This window comes from Streptomyces sp. NPDC032822 (genome assembly GCF_055578825.1).
On the sequence record NZ_JBVIOL010000006.1, the window covers coordinates 125,178 to 143,533 of the forward strand.

Genomic DNA, 18,356 nt, shown 5'->3' on the forward strand with positions numbered 1-18,356 from the left:
CTAGTTTTCGCCCGATTCGGCACCGAGAGAGAGGGTCTGACCGGGCACGATGACGCTCGGGTCCGAACCGATGGCCTGCCTGTTCTCCGCGTACAGCGCGCTCCACCCGCCCGGGAGGTCAAGGGAGTCGGCGATGGACGCGAGAGTGTCTCCGGCGCGGATCGTGTACGAGTCCGCACCGGCGGCGTGACGGCCACTGGAGGTGCCGCCGGTCGCGCCCGCGGCGCTGTCGGTGGCGGTCTCGTCGGCACTGCCGCCGCGGTGCTTGCCGGCGCTGGGGGATCCGGTGTCGACGAGGGCCGAAGAGCCGCCCTCCAGCCAGGAGTTGTCCGAGTCGTCCTGTTTCGTCGTACCTGTGGAGGCACTGTCGGATTCCTGTGGACTCTGCGAGTCCCGCGACCCTTCGGACCCCGAGCCGGAATCGGACGATGTGCCGGACTTGGCGGAGTTGTCACCCTCACCCGATACGCCCGACTCGCTGCTGGAATCGGACGGTGTGGGCGAAGCGGAGGTGCCCGAAGAACCGTCCGAGGACGCGTCCCCCGACGACCCGGAGGAATTCGACAGGCCGGACGAGTCGGATTCACTGTCGTCCGACGTGCCGCCGTCCGCCACGCCCGTGTCGACGTCGGCCGACGCGGAGTCCTTGCTGAGGCCGTTGAGCAGACCGCAGGTGGACCAGTAGCCGACGCCCTGGTCCGCGAGGATCTTCTCGGCGACCGAGATCTGCTGGTTACGGCTGGCCTGGTCGGCACGCGAGGCGAAGTCGAGGCCGCCGTACTCCTCCCAGTCCTTCTGGGTGATGTGCAGCCCGCCGTAGTACCCGTCGCCGTTGTTCGCGCTCCAGGAACCGTCCGTCTCGCAGTTCGCCACCTGGTCCCAGGTGGTGCCGGTCGCCGCGCTCGCACCGGTGGCGCCGAGCAGGGGGATCGCGATGGCGGAGCCGGTCACCCCGGCCGCGACGAGGATGGCCGGAGCCTGACGGGGGCGACGATGGCGGCCGTTCCCGGAGAGCATGCGGAAACCTTTCGCGAGACAACAGGGAGTTGCGCGGCGAGTGAGGCTGGGCGCCGCATGTGATCCGTGAACGTATAGGCAGCCCATCACTTGTCACAAGTTAATGCCGCGTGGATCACGTGAAGATCACAGAGTTGAGGGCGTGTCACCTTTACGCAGGTGAGAGCAGTCGACCACGTGGCGTGAACTCGACGGGCAACGTCCGCAGTCCACGCATGATGAGACCGCCCCGCCAGCGCAGATCAGCTGAATCCACCGCGAGTTGCAGGTCGGGGAGCCGGGTGAGAAGCGTGGCGAGCGCACTCTGCCCCTCCAGCCGGGCGAGAGGGGCGCCGAGGCAGTAGTGGATGCCGTGGCCGTACCCGAGGTGCTGATTGTCACGCCGGGAGAGGTCGAGGGTGTCCGGGTCGGCGAACCGCTCCGGATCCCGGTCCGCGGCGGCGAGGACGACGAGAACGGGGTCGCCCGCCGCGATGTCCTGCCCGCCGATGCTGAGCGGCTGGGTGGCGAACCGCCAGGTGGCCAGCTCGACGGGGCCGTCGTAGCGCAGCAGTTCCTCCACTCCGGTCTCCAACAGCCCTCGTTCGCCTGCGGCCAGGGACCTCTGGAGTCGGTCGCGCTGGTCGGGGTGGGTGAGCAGGGCGTAGGTGCCGTTGCCGATGAGATTGACGGTGGTCTCGAAACCGGCGAACAGCAGGATGAAGGCCATCGCCGCGGCCTCGTTCTCCGTGAGGTGCTCGCCGTGGTCGGAGGCCCGGATCAGAGCGGAGATCAGGTCCTCGCCGGGGGCCGGGTCGGCGGGAAGCTCCTCGCGCTTGCGGTGGATGAGCTCCAGCAGGTAGCCCCGCATCTTCTTCACCGACCGCGCGACCCCGCCCCGCGGCCCGCCGCCGTGCCGGATCATCATCCCCGCCCAGTCACGGAAGTCGTCCTGGTCCTCCCGGGGTACGCCGAGCAGGTCGCAGATCGCGTAGATGGGGAGCGGGAAGGCGAAGTCGTGGATGAGGTCGGCACTTCCCTTCTCGACGAACTGGTCGATGAGCTGGTCGGTCAACTCCTGTACGCGGGGTGCGAATTCGGCCACCCGGCGTGGTGTGAACGCCTTGCTGACGAGCCGTCGCAGCCGGGTGTGGTCCGGCGGGTCGATGTTCAGCAGATGCGTCATCAACTCGGCCTTGCGCTCACCGGGGATACCGGTCTTGCCCTTGGCGTGCGCCGGCTCGTCGTGATGCGCCGGGTTCTTGGACAGACGCTGGTCGGCCAGGGCCTGCTTGGCGTCCGCGTAACGGGTGACCAGCCATGCCTCCACACCGCTGGGCAGTTCGGTCCGGTGAACGGGGGCGTGGTCACGGAGCCAGGCGTACGCGGGGTAGGGGTCGGTGGCGAACTCCCAGGTGAAGAGGTCGGGTGCGGGAGTGGGGGTGGGAGTGGGGGCCGGACGGGCGGCGGCTGCGGAGGCGGAGGCCTGCGGGGTGGGCTGGTTGGTCACTCCTTGACGCTATAGGGAGGAGTCGGAGCGACTGGGCGGGTGGTTTCGCGTATCCCGGGCGCCGGTGGAGGCCGCGGTCCTACCCAGCTGTCCCCTCAGCGGCCCGTACGGCGTCTCGATAGGCCCGGGCGGCGACGCGCAGGGCCGCTTCCGGGTCCACGCCGGTCGCCTCCGCGTGAAGGGCCAGGGTGAGCAGTTCGTACCCGATGCCCTCGCCGGTCGGGACCGGTACGTCCAGCGCTGCCGTGCGGACGCGGGACGCCAGCTTCGCGGTGAGGGCGAGGGCCGGCTGACCGAGGGGGATGCCCTCGGTGACCGAGGTCCGCCGCTTCTCCGTCGCCTTGGTGCGCAGCCAGTGTTCCTTGACCTCCTCGGGGGTCGTGGCGGTCTCGTCACCGAAGACGTGCGGGTGACGGTGGATGAGTTTGGTGACGATGCCGGCGGCGACGTCGTCGATGGAGAAGGGGGCGGACCCGTCCTCGGCGCTGCCTTCCTCGGCGATGCGGGCGTGGAAGACGACCTGGAGCAGGACATCGCCGAGTTCCTCGCGGAGTTCGTCGCGGTCGCCCTCCTCGATGGCCTCGACGAGTTCGTACGCCTCCTCGATGCCGTACTTCGCCAGGCCCTTGTGGGTCTGCTGGGACGACCAGGGGCATTCGACGCGGATGCGGTCCATGACCTGGACCAGGTCGAGGAGGCGGGCGCCCGGCAGGTCGTAGGAGGCGGGGAGCAGCTCCAGCTCGGGCATGTGGACGCGGCCGGAGCCCGCGAGGCGCGCCAGGCCGTCCGTGAGGACCGGCTCGCCCTCGCCGGTGGCGACGACGACCACCGTCCGCCCTCCGGCGCACGCGTCGACCAGGTCCTCGGCGGTCGGTGACGCCTCGTCGACCCTTATCCCCGCCTCGCGGAGATAAGGGAGCTGCGGGTGTGCGCCGTCCGCGCACAGCACCCGGTCGGCGGCGTGCAGCGCCTGCCAGGCAGGCCAGGACAGCAGGCCGGGCGCTACGCGGTGGCTGGTGGTGAGGAGGACGATGCGGCCGGTGGCGGCTTCGGGGCTGGTTGCGGCTTCGGGGCTGGTTGCGTTCACGATTCGAAGCTAACGCACGCCGACGACGCGGCGATCAGGTTGTCCACAGGTCAGAGGGTGCGGTGCGATCGTATGACCGCCAGCTCTCGCCGCCTGCTTCTCGCCGCCCTGCTTCCCAGCTTCTCTGCTTCCCTGTGGCGCTGCTGTCCTTTGGCCACGCTGCCCTGCGGCCCGGGTCGGTCACGCCGTCTGCGGTGTTCCCGTGGTCGTGACGTCCCGTACCCACGGCGTCTTCGCGTCGACGCGGCTGCTCTTCTGCGCGTCCCAGGTGCCGTAGCGCGGGTTGAGGTCGACGTTCAGCTGCTTGGACGCCTTGGCCAGGGCGTTCCAGAAGGCGGGGTCGCCGGTGTCGGTGCCGAGCCGGGTGGCGAGCTTCTGGGCCTCCAGCTGGAGGCGGAGGTTCTCGTCGAGGCGCTCGGGGGCGATGCCGTACTGCTGCAACCAGGTCGCCTCCAGTGCCTCGGCGCCACCGGTCTGCTGTTCCAGGCCGCTGCGCATCTGCTGGATCTCCCGGCGGGTCACCGTCACGCCCGCGTCCTTGGCGGCACGCTGCAACACGCGGTCCAGGACCATGCTGTGCAGGGTGTCGCGGGTGAGCGTGCCGGTCTTGGCGATGGCCTGCTCGTACTGGGCGTCGTCCGGCACCGCCGCCCGCTGTGCCGCGCGCACCTCGTTCACCCGGTTCTCCAGCTGGGCGACCGTGATCCGCTGGCCGCCGACGACGGCCGCCGCGCCAGGATGCGCGTCGTTTCCGCAGGCGGTGAGGAGGGGCGCCGCGGCGATCACGGCGGAGAGGAGGAGCGCGGTGCGACGGCGGCGGTGCAAGGAAGCCTCCCGAGGAGATTGTGCGGCGATGCACAAAGTCTTGCGGTGATCGATGTTAGGCAGTGGGCAAGCTCTGGCCAACCCATTCGACCAACGATTCACCAGGACTTCGGGCACCGCCGCGCTCCCCCGGGGCTGCCTTGGGCCCGCCTTGGGGCTGCCTTGGCCGGAAAGGCCCTATCCGCGGACCTGGCCCAGCCACTGGAGGGTCCGGCGGATCTCCGCCGCGAAGGGGTGGCCCGGTCCGTGCAGGCGCTCCGCGTCGTGCAGCAGCCGCACCAGGGTGTCGTGGGCGGCGGCACGGTCGCCGAGGGCGAGCAGGAGGTGCCCGATGCGGCGGCGGACGTCGTGGGCGAGCTCCGGATCACCGGCCACGTACTGGTTCTCGTAGTACGGCAGCAGCGCGCGGTACTCGGTGAGGGCCGCCGCCGGTTCGCCGAGCTGCTCCAGGCACTGGGCGGCCTCGTAGCGGTAGCGGAGCGCCTGGGTGTCGGCCTGGCCGGCCTCGGCGGCGCGTTCGTCGGCGAGGCGGCGCAGTTCGGGCAGTGCGCGCCGGTACTGCCCGTCGTCCATGAGGGTGGCCGCGTACTGCTTGCGCAGGGTGCGGACGACCGGGGAGTTCTCGCCGTGCTGTTCCGCGGCGGCGGGCAGGATCGCGCCGAGGATGTCGACGGCCTGCGTGATACGCCCCTCCCCGAGGAGGCGCTTCACCTCGTCGACCGCGCGGGCGACGTCCGGCTTCTCGGCCTTCTCGACGACCGGCGCGAGCGGTGCGGGCTGCGGTGCGGGCGTGCGCGCACGGTCCGGCCAAGGGGCGTGCGGGCGCAGGAACGGGCGCAGGGGGTCGAGGGGCGCCCCGGTGGGCATCCCGCGCGCGGGCAGCAGCGGCGCCAGGTCCTCGTACACGTCCTGCGCGGAGGCCGGGCGGTGCTGCGGGTCCTTGGCGAGCAGCCGCAGGACGAGCGCTTCGAGGGCCTCGGGCACCTCCGGACGGAGCCGGCGCACGGGCAGCGGCGGCTCGTACAGGTGCCGGTGCAGCACTCCGAGGGCCGTCGAGCCCGAGAACGGGACGTCGCCGCTGAGGAGTTCGTGCAGCAGTACGCCGAGTGCGTACAGGTCCGTATACGGGCCGACCGCGCCGCCCATCGCCTGTTCGGGGGCCATGTAGGCGGGCGAGCCGATGGGCGAACCGGTGTGGGTGAGGCGGGTGGTGTCCGAGTCCATGACCGACGCGACACCCAGGTCGAGGACGGTGACCGTGCCGTCCTGCTTCACCATCACGTTGCGCGGCTTGAGATCGCGGTGGACGATCGGCACGGCGTGCACGGCGCTCAGTACGGCGCACAGTTGCGCGGCGACCGCGACCGCCCACTGCCACGGGTACGGGTCGTGCTCGGCGAGGTGGTCGGAGAGGTCGGCGCCGTCGACGTACTGCATGACGAGGAACAGCTCCTCGCCCTCGCTGCCCGCGTCATGGACCGTCACCAGTCCGGGGTGGTCGACCTGTGCGGTCACCCGGCACTCGCGCACGAAGCGGCGGCGCAGCTCGTCGGCCTCCTGGCCGGCCACCTTGTCGGGGCGCAGCAGCTTCACCGCCACGCGCCGGTCGAGCCGCTGGTCGTAGGCCGTCCAGACCTGGCCCATGCCGCCCTGCCCGATGAGCGTGGACAGTTCGTAGCGGCCGGCGACGACACGTCCTGCCGCCACGCTCACCTTCCGCCCTCGTGGTTGCCGTCCTGCCGACGCAGGTAGTCGCTGAGCTCGTCGAGCTCGGCCCGTACCTGGTCGATGCGGGCGGGCGCGGGGCGCTGCGGCGGGGGCGGCTGCGGCCCGGGCGTCCGGGACATCGGGGGCGGGGTGTGCGGAGTGTGGGGCACGGGCGTCGCCGTGTACGGGGCGGGCACGGCGGGCTGCGGGTAGCCGTACGCCGGGCCCGGGGCGGGCTGCGGTGCGTAGCCGCTGTAGCGGAGGTGGTGGAAGTGGCGTACGTCCGCCGCGAGGTAGTACGCCGTCACGACCACGAGCGTGCCGAAGAGCAGGCCTATTCCCATCCAGCCGCCCACGGTGTGCACCTCGTCGCCGCCCTCGGTGCCGAGCAGCACGAGGGCGAGCAGGTCGGCCGTGAACGCGGCCACGAAGAAGCCCCAGTCGAGCGCCTTGCGCGTGACGAGGGCCAGGCGCAGCAGCATCGCCCAGGCCAGGATGCCGATGCTGAGGATTGAGATGGCCACGAACAGCACGCGCAGAAAGACCGGCCACCCCGGGTGGGGCGGCTTCCTCACCGGCTGCGTATAGCCGTGGCCATGCATGACAGCTCCTGGTGTCTGAAGTGGACGCACAACGGCGACCGACGTCGGGCAACGTCGGGCGCACGATTGTCGCTTCGAGCGTATAGGCCGACACGGACAACCGGTCGTGGGTTGTACCGAACCGTTGTCATGCTGATCACTCCGCCCTCGGAGACGACCTTGGGGTCGGCCTCGGGGGCGGCCTCCGCGTCCGCCTCAGTCGGGGGCGACCGTGCCGTCCGTCAGGCCGTCGTACATCCCCCGGACGAGCTGCTCCCCGAGCCGGCCGGCCTGCCTGAGGGCCCGCTCGAAGTCGTCGAGGGCGCGGAACCGTGCTCCGTAGCGCCCTTGTTCGTCGAGCGGCAGCCGGGGCAGCTGGAGACGGCGCACGTCGAGGCGGGTCGCGGTGGACGCGTAGCTGCTGGCCTGGCGGTTGTTGGCGGTGCCGCGCAGGAAGCCGGCGAGGAACCACGGGTCGAGCGCCGTGGACTCGGGGCGCAGGAGCACGAGGTTGCGCCCCAGGGCGGCACCCGCGGTCGCGTCGTCGATCACGCGCGTCACCGAGCCGCCGCCGATCGTCGGCACGACGACGTCTCCGACGCGGGTGAGCACGGCCTCGTCGTCGCTCTCGGGCAGGGCCCCCGAGGGGGCGGTTCCGGCGAGCACGTCGTGGTCGGTGAGAACGCGCACGCGCGCGGGGCCGCCGTTTCCGCCCGTCCGCATCACCAGCGCGCCCCCGCGCGCGAGTTCACCGACGGTGGTGAGCGGCCAGCGCGCGGGCCGCACGGCGGCCGTGGACGGAGAGGTGGCGGGCGGGGGGACGGCGGGCTGTGGGATGAGGTCGGTGGTCAGACGCAGGGTGTCGCCGAGGCGCTCGCGCACCGCGGCCAGCGCCTCGGTACCTTCGGTCGCCGTCGCGGGCGGCAGGTGGCGGGCCGGCGCGAAGTCCACGTCGTCGTCGAGCAGTTCGATGACGGGCACGGAGCGGGCCAGACCGGGCCGTTCGTCGAGGCGGCCGGCCTTGTCGAAGGCACGCCAGGCGTCGAGTACGGCCTCCCGCACCGCCCGCCAGTCCGTGCCGCCCCGCCCCTCGGTCGCGAACTGCCCCGCGTCGGCGAGCAGCACCTCGGGCTGCGCGGGCGCCCTCTCGGGGCGCCGCAGCACCCACAGGTGGAGCGGGATGGTGTGCGGCGGCGCGGCACCGACCGGCAGCGCGAGGACGGCACGCAGCGCGCCGCGGCGCAGCAGATCGGCACGGATACGGCGGCCGGAGCGGCGGGAGGCGGCGGCGGGCGGCATCAGGAGGACGGCCGTACCGCCGTCCCTGAGGCGGGCGAGCGCGTGCTGCACCCAGGCCAGCTCGGACTCGTTGCGCGCGGGGAAGCCGTACTCCCAGCGGGGGTCGTAGGCGAGTTCGTCGTGTCCCCAGTTGCGCTCGTTGAACGGCGGATGGCACAGCACGGCGTCGGCGCGCAGCCCCGGGTGGGCGTCGGCGCGCAGGGTGTCGCCGGCACCGGCGCGCACGCTCACCCCGGCGCGCAGCGCGAGCCGGATCGCGGTGAGCGCGGCGAGGTCGGGGGCGCTGTCCTGGGCGTACAGCTCCTGGCCGGGACGCGGCGTGACGGCACGCAGCAGGGCGCCGGTGCCGCAGGCCGGGTCGAGGACGGTACGCGCGGGGCCGGCGAGGTCGGCCATGAGACCGGCGAGTTCGGCGGGCGTGAGCGTGTACTGGCGCGGGTTGGCGTCGAGGTGCCGACCGAGCAGGAACTCGAACGTCTGCCGGGCGCCCAGTTCGGCGGCGAGTTCCGCGGCGCCGCGGAGGAGGGGGGCGGAGGGGAGGAGTTCGGGGCCGTTGGGGATGTGGAGGGCGGGGGTGACCGAGGTGACCGAGGTGGCTGAAGTGGCCGGGATGGCCGGGATGACTGGGGTCGCCGAGGTGGCGGGAGTCGCGGTTGCGTTTCCGCTGGGGGCGAGGCCTCCGGCGGTGTGCACAGTGACCGGAGTGTTCACGCCGCCTGGGGTGTTCACGCCGCCGGGGATGCTCATGCCGCTCGGGGTGTTCACAGCAGTCGGGCTGTTCACTGACTGCGGCGGGTTCACACCCCGCGCGGTGTGAACCCTCTGAGCTCCACCCACCCCACCCACACCACCGCCGCCGCTCCCGCCGCCGCTACGGCCACGGCCGGTCCGCAGCGGACCGAAGCGCGGCACGAGCACCTTTTCCAGCGCCCCCGGCAGCATCGCGGCCAGCCGCTCGTCGGAGCCGGCGCTCACCTCCAGCCAGACCGTGGGCCGGTCGTGGATCAGAAGGAGGACACAGCCTGCCTGGGTGAGGGCGGTGACCGGGCCCTCGGGGTGGCCGGCCACCTGTTGCCAGACGCGTTCACGCAGCGGGACCTCAGAGAGTTTCCCCTGGTGGCGAAGCCAGCTCTCGACCTCGGCGAGCGCGAAGGACGGGCTGGTCTCGGTGCCTCCGACCGGTTTGGGGAAGTCGGCGTGACGACGGCGCCAGTTACTGACGGCGGCGCGGCCGACGCCGGCGAGCCGGGCGATTCCGGCGGCGGTCACCTCTGTCGCGTTGTCCTGCACGCCCGGCTCCCCTCGTCGTTCCGCGCGTCGTCATCGCCGCGTCGCACGTGTGGCGTCGAGCATACCGGCGCGCTCAAGATCTACCCGTTCACAGCCGTGTACGAGGTGACCATGATGAAGCATGTTGATTCGGTTCACATGAACTGTTCTTGTTGACCCAGCGCACGAGCGGCAGCCGAGCAGCAGTGGTCGTCGCCTTGGGTGGGGACGCAGTCATGGGCCTGAAGGGCGAGCTCGCGCTCCGGCAAGACCGGTAAGGGCTCCTCGTCGTCCGCGCAGAGCGAGCCCGGTACCTATCGCACCACCGGCAACACCGACGACTCCGGCCACTGGGACCCACCGGGCCGCCATTCCAGCGCGCCGTCACCCCAGCGCACCGTCGCGGCCCACCACGCGCGGCCGGCTACAGCGAGTGCCGCATCCACACGTTGGGCTCGACATACACCGCGTACCCGCGCTCCGGTTCACAGCGCACCGGCACCAGTGCCCCCGGTACCTCGATGTCGCCCTGGGTGTCGAAGGGCAGCCCGGTCCAGTCGCGCCACTGCTCCAGTGCGCCGGACACGGTCATGGAGGCCGGTGCGACCGAGTGGATGGCGGCGCCGGCCCGGGCGTGGACGCGCAGCCACGGGTCGTACGGCAGCCCGTCGGGGCGCACACGGTGGGCGTACTCCTCGATGGGTGTGTGCGGTTCCAGGTGCTTGGCGCTGGGGCGGACCGGGGCGACGACCTCCCCGAAGCCCTGGGCGCGGGCGTTGTCGCGGAGCGCCGACAGCATGTGGGCGGACAGTCCGCGGCCCTGGGCGTGCGGGGCGACGGTGACGGCGATCGCGCTGACGGTGTCGGGCCGCACGCCGCGGCGCAGGTCGGCGAAGGCCCACAGGAGCACCGCGTCCCAGCCTCGGGCGGGGAGTTCGCCCCGGCCGTCGGCGGTGAGGGCGAACGGCACGCTGTAGGCGTGCGCGACGACCTCGCCCCGCTCGTCCTCGGCGAACAGCACGTACTGGGGGAGTTCGGTGGCGATGCGACCGTAGTGGGAGTCGCCCACGAGGTCCTGGGTCACGAACTCCGGCCAACTGGCGGCCATTGCGACGATCCGCCCGTACATGTCGGGGCGCTCGGCGAGAGTCGACACCTTCGGTTCCCTGTGGCCGCCGTGTTCCATGCGATCACCGTAGGGTCGGGCGGCCGGAACGGGAAAGCTCCGTTTCAGCGCGCCGGACCGCCTCTCCGCCTCACCCGCCGCACTGATCCAGCATCATCTCCCGGTCGGGCGCGGTCACCGCCAGTTCGTACTTGAGGGCGACCTGGGTGAAGCGGATCGCGTAGGCGCAGCGGATCTGCTTGTTCGGGGGGAGCCAGGAAGCGGGTCCGGAGTCGCCCTTGGACGAGTTGGCGCGGCCCTCGGCCGGAATCAGGTTGAGCGGGTCGTTGGCCAACTGCTCGCGCTTCTTCTCCGACCAGCGGGAGGCGCCCATCTGCCAGCTGTAGGACAGCGGGACGACATGGTCGATCTGCACCTCGGTGGCCTTCTGCTTGCGCCATTCGATGGTGGTGCCGGTGTACGGGTCGTGCAGCGTCATGGCGATGACCACGCAGTCGGAGCCGGAGCGGAAGCGCAGGCCCTGACCGTCGCGTTGCAGGAGGTCGTTGCGGGTGTCGCAGCCGTTGCGCGCCAGGGGGACCCCTTCGGCCGTGTCCATCCACGCGTAGCCGAACTCGTCCCTGTCGTAGCCCGTCTTGGGCCCGCGCCCCTTGGTCCGCAGCGACTCGATGAGTTTGCGGGCCGCGGCCTCGTCGGTCTCGCCGGTCACCGCCGCCAGGCCCGGCTTGGTGCCGTCCGGGTTCTTCAGCGGGCTGACGGCACGGCCGTCCGGTGCCGGTGCCGGTGCACCGCTGCCCGTCGAAACGCCGCCCTCTTCGAGGGCTTCGCATCCGGTGACGAGAGCCATCGCGGTGAACGCCACAAGCCCGGTCCTGACGGCCGCGGCCGCCCCGCCCCTCAGACGCGTCATGGTGCGCCCCTCCCCTTGACTCCCCGGTCCCCCCGCCTCCGCACGGGCGGGAAGTGCCGCCTTCACCGTAGCGGCCAAGAGGTCCAGACCATATGGGGCCTAAATGGGCATTGCTCGGAAGTCGGGCGTATCGTCGATGACGACTCACCTCCGGAAGGAGCTCTGGATGGGCATCTTCGACAAGCTCAAGGACCAGTTGAAGGGCAGCAAGGCCCAGGAAATGTCCGACACCGCGGAACGGACAGCCAACGAGAAGACGGGCAACAAGTACGAGAGTCAGGTCGACGACGCGCAGCAGCGGATCGAAGGCCGGCTCGGTATGGACCGTGACAAGCCCGAACAGCCATAGGGCCGCAGACCCACGGAGGTCATGAGCCCGCCGGGCAACGTGCCCGCACCGGCCCCGTTGAGCGACCCGAGGAAGAGAAGCCGCCCGGGGAGACCTGTCTCCTGCGGGCGGCTTCACCCGTCCGGCACCTGGCACCTCTTGCCGGACGCCTTACGCCGAACGGCGTCGACGAAGGCGCGTCAGTGGTGGTGACCCCGGCGGCCGAGCGTCTTCTCAGGGGTCGCGCCGGGGCGGGTCCACTGCGGCACGGGCCGACTGGTCGGGCCCCAGTCGGCGACGCCGTCGCCGTCGGAGCGCCAGTACCAGCAGGCCTGCCGGCCCTGGGCCTTGGCCGAGTGCCCCTCGCGGACCTCTCCGATCATGGGCCGCCCCTCGGGGTGGTCCTCCCAGGCCTCACCCCGGCCGTTGGGTGTCATGTCGAGCAGGCTGAGGGAGCCGTTGACCGGCTCGTTGCCACGGCCCGTCGTGGAGTAGGTGAGGAACACGCGGTCGCCATCGCGCAGGAAGGAAGCGATGTGCCCCATCCCTCCGCCGATCGGCGCCTCCACGCCCCGCACCGAGTACCAGGGTTGGGTGTATCCCATGAACTCGACGTAGGGAGCCACCTCGTCCCACGGGCCCGAGGTCAGGAGGGCGAACGAGACACCCCGGGCGTTGAGATAGACGCCGTCCTGCAGATGCCAGGCCGTGGTGGTGCAGCCCTCGCACTGCCCCTGGTGCGGTGCGCCGTCGTACCACATGTGCTGGTAGACCACGAGCTCGTCGCGCCCCTGGAACAGGTCGAGGAACGGGACCGGGCCGTCGGCGCCGGTGACCTCCACCGTCCCGTCGAGCTCCACCATCGGCAGCCGGCGGCGGGCCGCGGCGATCGCGTCACCCTCACGCGTGTGTGCCTTCTCGCGGACCAGCAGTTCGTCCCGGGCGGCCTGCCAGGTGGCCTGGTCAACTACGGGCGGGCGGCCGGGCAGGGCGGCGGTCGGGTCGTTCGGCGTGGTCGCCATGGTGTCCTCCGTGGTGTCTCGGGCCGGGCAGCGCCGTACGACGTCCTGCGACGCTCACCAGAACAGACTCCGGCCCCGGCCCGAACTCATCGCGGCGGAGGGCACTCCGCGCCGAGGCTGCGCCGACCACGTCGGCCGACACGTTCACACCGCGTCGGCCGCCACGCTCACGGAGGCGCTGTCACACCTTCCCGATCCCCAACGTGGTCTCCGAGGGCAGCAGTCCGGAGGACAGCACCGCGACCCAGAAGTCCCCGAGCAGGTCGACAAGTCGGTCGACCCCTTCCGGCCCGAGGGACTGCCAGGGGCCGGCGGCGAGCCGGTCGGTGTCCTGTTCGACGCGGCGACGCAGTTCGCGGCCCGCCTCCGTCGCCGTACCGTCCTCGTCGATCAGACCGCGGGCCGACAGGCGGTCCCGGGCGCCCGCCCATTCCTCGGCGCTCCAGCCGCGGCTCTCGAAACGTTCGACGCTCGCGGCACCGATCGCGGCGAAGGACACGAGGGACTCGACCGGATCGAGGCCGGCGACGAGCAGGGCGGCTAGGTGGCCGTCGCCCCGGTGCTCACGCAGGATCGTCGCCGCGTGCCACAGCTGGAGGTGCGGGGCCTTGGGCCACTCCAGTGCGGCGTTGGCCGCGGCCAGCGGGCGGCCCGCGGTGTTCACCGCCTCGGCCGCGCGCCGGGCCAGGGCGGCGGCCTCCGCCAGTTCGGGGCCGTCCGTCCGGTCGCCGAATATCGCGCGGTACGCCCCGTCGATCCCCTGTGTCCGCGCCTCCAGCATCGCTTCGGGGCTCGCGACCGACCATGCCGACTCGACGTGCTCGGCGACCATGCGCGGGCTGAAGCTGTAGAAGGCGGACGTCACCCGCTCGACGCCCACCGGGCCCAACGGGGCCGCGCGGTACGGGAAGTAGGTCGGCCAGCGCTCCCCCGTGTCGTGCCCCAGTGCGGCGGCCTCCGCGAAGACCTCCGGCGCGTAGTACAGCACCGCGTGCAGCGGTTCCAGCAGATGCCAGAGCTGACGCACCCGGGCGAGCTTCACCCTGCCGACCTCATCGCCGTACTCCCCCATGGCCATGACGTATCCCCTCGCCGTATCCCGATCCCGCCAACACAACTTGACACTGACAAGATTGCCCGACCCGACCGAACTTGTCAATGCCTAGATCGGGCGTACGCTGCTCCCCATGAGCCCCGCCGAACCGAAGAAGAAGACCGACCCGGAGTCCGAACGGACGTCGGAACCGACGTCGGAACCGAAGCCCGCACCGAAGACCGAACCGGGGACCGCGCCGAAGGAGTCGGCCGCCATCCGCCCGTACCATCACGGCGACCTGCGCCGCGCCATCCTCAGTGCCGCGCTCGACGTCATCACCGCCGACGGCCCCTCCGCGCTGAGTCTGCGTGACCTCGCCCGTCGCGCCGGCGTCTCGCACGCGGCGCCCGCCCACCACTTCAAGGACCGCACCGGGCTGCTCACGGCGATCGCGGCCGAGGGCTTCGGGCTGCTCGCGACCGCCCTCAACGAGGCCTCGGACCTGAAGGACGCGGGCGTGCGCTATGTCCGCTTCGCGCGCGAACACCCCGCGCACTTCCAGGTGATGTTCACACCCGGGCTGCTGCGTGGCGACGACCTCGAACTGACCACGGGCCGCGCCCTCGCCACCGACGCCCTGCGCGCGGCGGTCTCCGCCGTGCGCGCCGAGGACTTCGGCGTCGACGCCCGCCTCGCCGGCGTCGCCGCCTGGTCCCTGGCGCACGGCTTCGCCACCCTGCTCCTCGGCCACAACCTGGACGGCGCGGTCGGGGACCGGAACCCCGAGGAGGTGTTCCGGTCCCTGGCGACCACGCTGTTCCGTTCGGTCTGAGGCCCGCCGAACGCCGGCCCGGCCGGGAAGAGTCCTACCGGCACTTGCCGGTACCTACCGGCACCGAACCGTGCTGACCGGTGCCGACCGCCACCGATGCGTGCCTACGACCCGAGGATCGAGGTCAGGAACTCCCCGACCCAGCCGAGCAGTTCGCGCCCGAGCAACGGCTTTCCGCCCACCTTCGCCGTCTTCGGGCGCGGTACCAGGACCTGGTGGGCGGCCGGCTTGATGACGGTCCCCGGGTAGAGGCGCTGGAGGCGCAGTTCCTGGGACTCCCGCAACTCGACCGGCGCGAAGCGGATGTTGTTGCCCTGGAGGACGACCTCGCCGACTCCGCACGCGCGCGCGAGCATGCGGAGCCCGGCCACCAGCAGCAGGTTCTCGACCGGCTCGGGCAACTTGCCGTAGCGGTCGACGAGTTCCTCGCGTACGGCCTTGATGTCGTCCTCGGTGTTGACCGAGGCGATGGCCCGGTAGGCCTGGAGGCGGAGCCGCTCGCCCGGCGCGTAGTCGTGCGGGACGTGGGCGTCGACCGGAAGCTCGATCTTGACGTCGAGCGAGGCCTCCTCCTCGACGCCACCCTCCAGGGAGGCGCGGTAGTCGGCGACCGCCTCGCCGACCATGCGGACGTAGAGGTCGAAGCCGACGCCCGCGATGTGGCCGGACTGTTCGCCGCCGAGGAGGTTTCCGGCGCCCCGGATCTCCAGGTCCTTCATGGCGACGTACATGCCCGCGCCCATCTCGGTGTGCTGGGCGATGGTCGCGAGGCGCTCGTGGGCCGTCTCCGTGAGCGGCTTCTCCGGCGGGTAGAGGAAGTACGCGTAGCCGCGTTCGCGACCGCGGCCGACCCGGCCGCGCAGCTGGTGCAGCTGGGAGAGGCCGAAGTTGTCGCCGCGCTCCACGATCAGGGTGTTCGCGTTGGAGATGTCGATGCCGGACTCGACGATCGTGGTGGACACCAGGACGTCGAACTTGTTCTCCCAGAAGTCGACCACCACCTGCTCCAGGGCCGTTTCCGACATCTGGCCGTGGGCCGTGGCGATGCGGGCCTCGGGGACGATCTCGCGCAGCCGGGCCGCCGCACGGTCGATGGACTCGACCCGGTTGTGGATGTAGAAGACCTGGCCCTCGCGCAGGAGTTCGCGGCGGATTGCGGCGCCGATCTGCCTCTCCTCGTAGGGGCCGACGAAGGTGAGCACCGGGTGGCGCTCCTCGGGGGGCGTGGTGATCGTGGACATCTCGCGGATGCCGGTGACCGCCATCTCCAGGGTGCGGGGGATCGGGGTGGCGGACATCGTCAGGACGTCGACGTTGGCGCGCAGCTTCTTCAGCTGCTCCTTGTGCTCGACGCCGAAGCGCTGCTCCTCGTCGACGATGACCAGGCCGAGGTCCTTGAACTTGGTCTCGGCGGAGAACAGCCGGTGGGTGCCGATGACGACGTCCACGGAGCCGTCGCGCAGGCCCTCCAGGACCGCCTTCGCCTCGGTGTCGGTCTGGAAGCGGGACAGGGCGCGGACGTTGACGGGGAACTGCGAGTAGCGCTCGCCGAACGTCCCGAAGTGCTGCTGCACCAGGAGCGTGGTGGGGACGAGGACGGCGACCTGCTTGCCGTCCTGGACGGCCTTGAAGGCGGCGCGGACGGCGATCTCCGTCTTGCCGTAGCCGACGTCGCCGCAGACCAGGCGGTCCATGGGGACCGTCTTCTCCATGTCCTCCTTGACCTCGGAGATGGTGGTGAGCTGGTCGGGCGTCTCCGCGTACGGGAAGGCGTCCTCCAGTTCACGCTGCCACGGGGTGTCCGGGCCGAAGGCGTGTCCGGGGGCGGCCATGCGCGCGCTGTACAGCTTGATCAGGTCGGCGGCGATCTCCTTGACGGCCTTCTTCGCGCGCGCCTTGGTCTTCGTCCAGTCGGCGCCGCCCAGGCGGTGCAGGGTGGGGGCCTCGCCGCCGACGTACTTGGTGATCTGTTCCAGCTGGTCGGTGGGGATGTAGAGGCGGTCGCCGGGCTGGCCGCGCTTGGCGGGGGCGTACTCCACCACCAGGTACTCACGGGTGGCGCCCTGGACGGTCCGCTGGACCATCTCGATGTAGCGGCCCACGCCGTGCTGCTCGTGGACGATGTAGTCGCCCGCCTCCAGGGTGAGCGGGTCGATGGTCTTGCGGCGCCGGGCCGGCATCCGGGCGCCGTCCTTGCCGGCCGCCTTCTGGCCGGTGAGGTCGGTCTCGGTGAGGACGGCCAGTTTGAGGGCCGGGTCGACGAAGCCGTAGTCGATCGAGCCGCACGCCACGTGCACGACCGAGGGGCTGAGGGAGGCCAGTTCCGCGTCCAGGCGGGCCGCGATGCCCTCGCCGCCGAGCACCTCGACCGTGCGGGCCGCCGGGCCGTGCGCCTCGGTGACGTAGACCGCGCGCCAGCCGTCGGCGAGCCAGCCCTTGGTGTCGGCCAGTGCCTTCGCGGTGTCGCCGCGGTACGTCTCGGGGGCGTGCATGCCGAGCTTCAGGGTGTCCGTGTCGCCCGCCGCGTCGGCGCCGGCCGTGAACGTCTCGTCCGCCGCGAACGGCGACACCGACCACCACATCATGTCCAGCTCGCGCGCCCGGTCCCGGACGTCCGCGATGGCCCACAGGGAGGCCGCGCCGACGTCGATGGGCGCCTCGCCGCCGCCCGCGGTCGCCGCCCAGGACGCGTGGAGGAACTCCTGGCTGGTGGCCACGAGGTCGGCGGCGCGCGTGCGGACCCGCTCCGGGTCGCACACGACGGTCATCGAGCCCTTGGGCAGCACGTCCAGCAGCAGCTCCATGTCGTCGACCAGGACCGGCGCCAGGGACTCCATTCCCTCTACGGCGATCCCCTCGGCGATCTTCCCGAGCAGCTCGCCCAGCTCCGGGTGCTGTTCGGCGAGGGCACGCGCGCGCGTGCGGACGTCTTCCGTCAACAGGAGTTCACGGCAGGGCGGTGCCCACAGGCCGTGCTCGGCGACTTCGAGGGAGCGTTGGTCGGCGACCTTGAAGTAGCGGATCTCCTCGACGTCGTCGCCCCAGAACTCGATGCGCAGGGGGTGTTCCTCGGTGGGCGGGAAGACGTCGAGGATGCCACCGCGTACCGCGAACTCGCCGCGCTTCTCGACGAGCTCCACGCGCGCGTACGCGGCGGCGGCGAGGGCCTCCACGGTCTCGCCCAGGTCGGCGGTCCGACCGGTTCTCAGGGCCACCGGTTCCAGGTCGCCGAGCCCCTTGACCTGGGGCTGGAGCACGGACCGTACGGGTGCTACGACGACGGAGACCGGGCCGGTCTCGGGGTCGTCGGGGCGGGGGTGTGCCAGCCGGCGCAGGACGGCGAGACGGCGGCCGACGGTGTCGCTGCGGGGGCTGAGGCGCTCGTGCGGGAGCGTCTCCCAGGACGGGTACTCCACGACGCCCTCGGACGGGAGGAGCGAGCGCAGGGCTGCCGCGAGGTCCTCCGCCTCGCGTCCGGTCGCCGTCACCGCCAGGACCGGGCGGCCTGCCTCGCGGGCGAGTGCGGCGAGCGCGAAGGGGCGGGCCGCGGGTGGGCCGACGAGGTCGACGTGCATGCGGTTGCCGTCCGCGGCCGCGGTGATCGCTTGTGCGAGGGCGGGGTCCTTGACGACGGCGTCGAGCAGACCGTGCAGGCTCATTGGGGGGCGGCTTTCGTCCGGGGGTGGGCAACGCGAAGGGCCCGACGCGAGGGGTGGGCCGGGGGGTCTCCAGCGTACGTCGCTGCGCGGGCGGGCGCCGGGGCTGTGGATAACGTCCGGTGCCAGGTCCTCGACGTTGGTGTGGGCCTCCAGGGGCTCCGCCCCCTGC

General features: G+C 71.7%; 14 protein-coding genes. 2 read left to right on the forward strand and 12 right to left on the reverse strand.

What is annotated here, in order from left to right; translation table 11 throughout:
- The 9 genes from ACZ5VD_RS18635 to ACZ5VD_RS18675 form a co-directional block, all read right to left on the reverse strand.
- Complete coding sequence (locus ACZ5VD_RS18635; RefSeq protein WP_468682733.1) at window positions 1-1,017, reverse strand: transglycosylase family protein; 1,017 nt, start codon at window positions 1,015-1,017, stop codon at window positions 1-3.
- A gap of 151 nt (window positions 1,018-1,168) precedes the next feature.
- Entirely contained in the window at window positions 1,169-2,506 is a 1,338-nt protein-coding gene (locus ACZ5VD_RS18640; protein WP_468548877.1) for a cytochrome P450 family protein, read from the reverse strand.
- Between the two features lie 79 nt (window positions 2,507-2,585).
- Window positions 2,586-3,593: a nucleoside triphosphate pyrophosphohydrolase gene (locus ACZ5VD_RS18645; protein ID WP_468548878.1), complete on the reverse strand. Its 1,008-nt coding sequence runs from the start codon at window positions 3,591-3,593 to the stop codon at window positions 2,586-2,588.
- A gap of 180 nt (window positions 3,594-3,773) precedes the next feature.
- The gene (locus tag ACZ5VD_RS18650) at window positions 3,774-4,418 is read right to left on the reverse strand and encodes a SurA N-terminal domain-containing protein (protein WP_468682734.1); all 645 of its coding nucleotides are present in this window, start codon (window positions 4,416-4,418) and stop codon (window positions 3,774-3,776) included.
- Between the two features lie 177 nt (window positions 4,419-4,595).
- Entirely contained in the window at window positions 4,596-6,089 is a 1,494-nt protein-coding gene (locus ACZ5VD_RS18655; RefSeq protein ID WP_468549210.1) for a protein kinase domain-containing protein, read from the reverse strand.
- Between the two features lie 38 nt (window positions 6,090-6,127).
- The gene (locus tag ACZ5VD_RS18660; protein WP_468682735.1) at window positions 6,128-6,649 is read right to left on the reverse strand and encodes a hypothetical protein; all 522 of its coding nucleotides are present in this window, start codon (window positions 6,647-6,649) and stop codon (window positions 6,128-6,130) included.
- A gap of 273 nt (window positions 6,650-6,922) precedes the next feature.
- Window positions 6,923-9,295, reverse strand: coding sequence for an N-6 DNA methylase (locus tag ACZ5VD_RS18665; protein ID WP_468682736.1), 2,373 nt, complete (start codon window positions 9,293-9,295; stop codon window positions 6,923-6,925).
- Window positions 9,296-9,698: 403 nt separating this feature from the next.
- A complete protein-coding gene (locus tag ACZ5VD_RS18670; protein WP_468548882.1) occupies window positions 9,699-10,460 on the reverse strand; it encodes an N-acetyltransferase in 762 nt (253 codons plus the stop codon).
- A 70-nt stretch (window positions 10,461-10,530) separates the two neighbouring features.
- On the reverse strand, window positions 10,531-11,310 hold the full coding sequence (locus ACZ5VD_RS18675) for an HNH endonuclease family protein (protein ID WP_468548883.1): 780 nt from the start codon (window positions 11,308-11,310) through the stop codon (window positions 10,531-10,533).
- Between the two features lie 166 nt (window positions 11,311-11,476).
- Between ACZ5VD_RS18675 and ACZ5VD_RS18680 the strand changes: the two genes are divergently transcribed.
- Entirely contained in the window at window positions 11,477-11,659 is a 183-nt protein-coding gene (locus ACZ5VD_RS18680) for an antitoxin (RefSeq protein ID WP_468548884.1), read from the forward strand.
- A 179-nt stretch (window positions 11,660-11,838) separates the two neighbouring features.
- On the opposite strand, the gene ACZ5VD_RS18685 is transcribed toward ACZ5VD_RS18680, so the two are convergent.
- Together ACZ5VD_RS18685 and ACZ5VD_RS18690 are read right to left on the reverse strand one after the other, a co-directional pair.
- Window positions 11,839-12,660 carry a DUF899 family protein gene (locus ACZ5VD_RS18685; RefSeq protein ID WP_468682737.1) on the reverse strand — a complete coding sequence of 274 codons (822 nt, stop codon included), beginning with the start codon at window positions 12,658-12,660 and terminating at the stop codon, window positions 11,839-11,841.
- Window positions 12,661-12,841: 181 nt separating this feature from the next.
- Complete coding sequence (locus ACZ5VD_RS18690) at window positions 12,842-13,732, reverse strand: SCO6745 family protein (protein ID WP_468682881.1); 891 nt, start codon at window positions 13,730-13,732, stop codon at window positions 12,842-12,844.
- Between the two features lie 115 nt (window positions 13,733-13,847).
- Between ACZ5VD_RS18690 and ACZ5VD_RS18695 the strand changes: the two genes are divergently transcribed.
- Window positions 13,848-14,528, forward strand: coding sequence for a TetR/AcrR family transcriptional regulator (locus ACZ5VD_RS18695; protein ID WP_468682738.1), 681 nt, complete (start codon window positions 13,848-13,850; stop codon window positions 14,526-14,528).
- 104 nt (window positions 14,529-14,632) lie between these two features.
- Here the strand turns inward: ACZ5VD_RS18695 and mfd are convergent, their stop codons facing one another.
- Window positions 14,633-18,187 (reverse strand): transcription-repair coupling factor, encoded by a 3,555-nt coding sequence (mfd, locus tag ACZ5VD_RS18700; RefSeq protein WP_468548887.1) that lies wholly within the window; start codon window positions 18,185-18,187, stop codon window positions 14,633-14,635.
- Window positions 18,188-18,356: the final 169 nt, after the last annotated feature.

Excerpts from the sequence above, each read along its gene's own strand:
- ACZ5VD_RS18635 (WP_468682733.1), bottom strand. The coding sequence starts at position 1,017 with ATGCTCTCCGGGAACGGCCGCCATCGTCGCCCCCGTCAGGCTCCGGCC.
- mfd (WP_468548887.1), bottom strand. The coding sequence starts at position 18,187 with ATGAGCCTGCACGGTCTGCTCGACGCCGTCGTCAAGGACCCCGCCCTC.
- ACZ5VD_RS18680 (WP_468548884.1), top strand. The coding sequence starts at position 11,477 with ATGGGCATCTTCGACAAGCTCAAGGACCAGTTGAAGGGCAGCAAGGCC.
- ACZ5VD_RS18670 (WP_468548882.1), bottom strand. The coding sequence starts at position 10,460 with ATGGAACACGGCGGCCACAGGGAACCGAAGGTGTCGACTCTCGCCGAG.
- ACZ5VD_RS18675 (WP_468548883.1), bottom strand. The coding sequence starts at position 11,310 with ATGACGCGTCTGAGGGGCGGGGCGGCCGCGGCCGTCAGGACCGGGCTT.
- ACZ5VD_RS18685 (WP_468682737.1), bottom strand. The coding sequence starts at position 12,660 with ATGGCGACCACGCCGAACGACCCGACCGCCGCCCTGCCCGGCCGCCCG.
- ACZ5VD_RS18695 (WP_468682738.1), top strand. The coding sequence starts at position 13,848 with ATGAGCCCCGCCGAACCGAAGAAGAAGACCGACCCGGAGTCCGAACGG.
- ACZ5VD_RS18690 (WP_468682881.1), bottom strand. The coding sequence starts at position 13,732 with ATGGGGGAGTACGGCGATGAGGTCGGCAGGGTGAAGCTCGCCCGGGTG.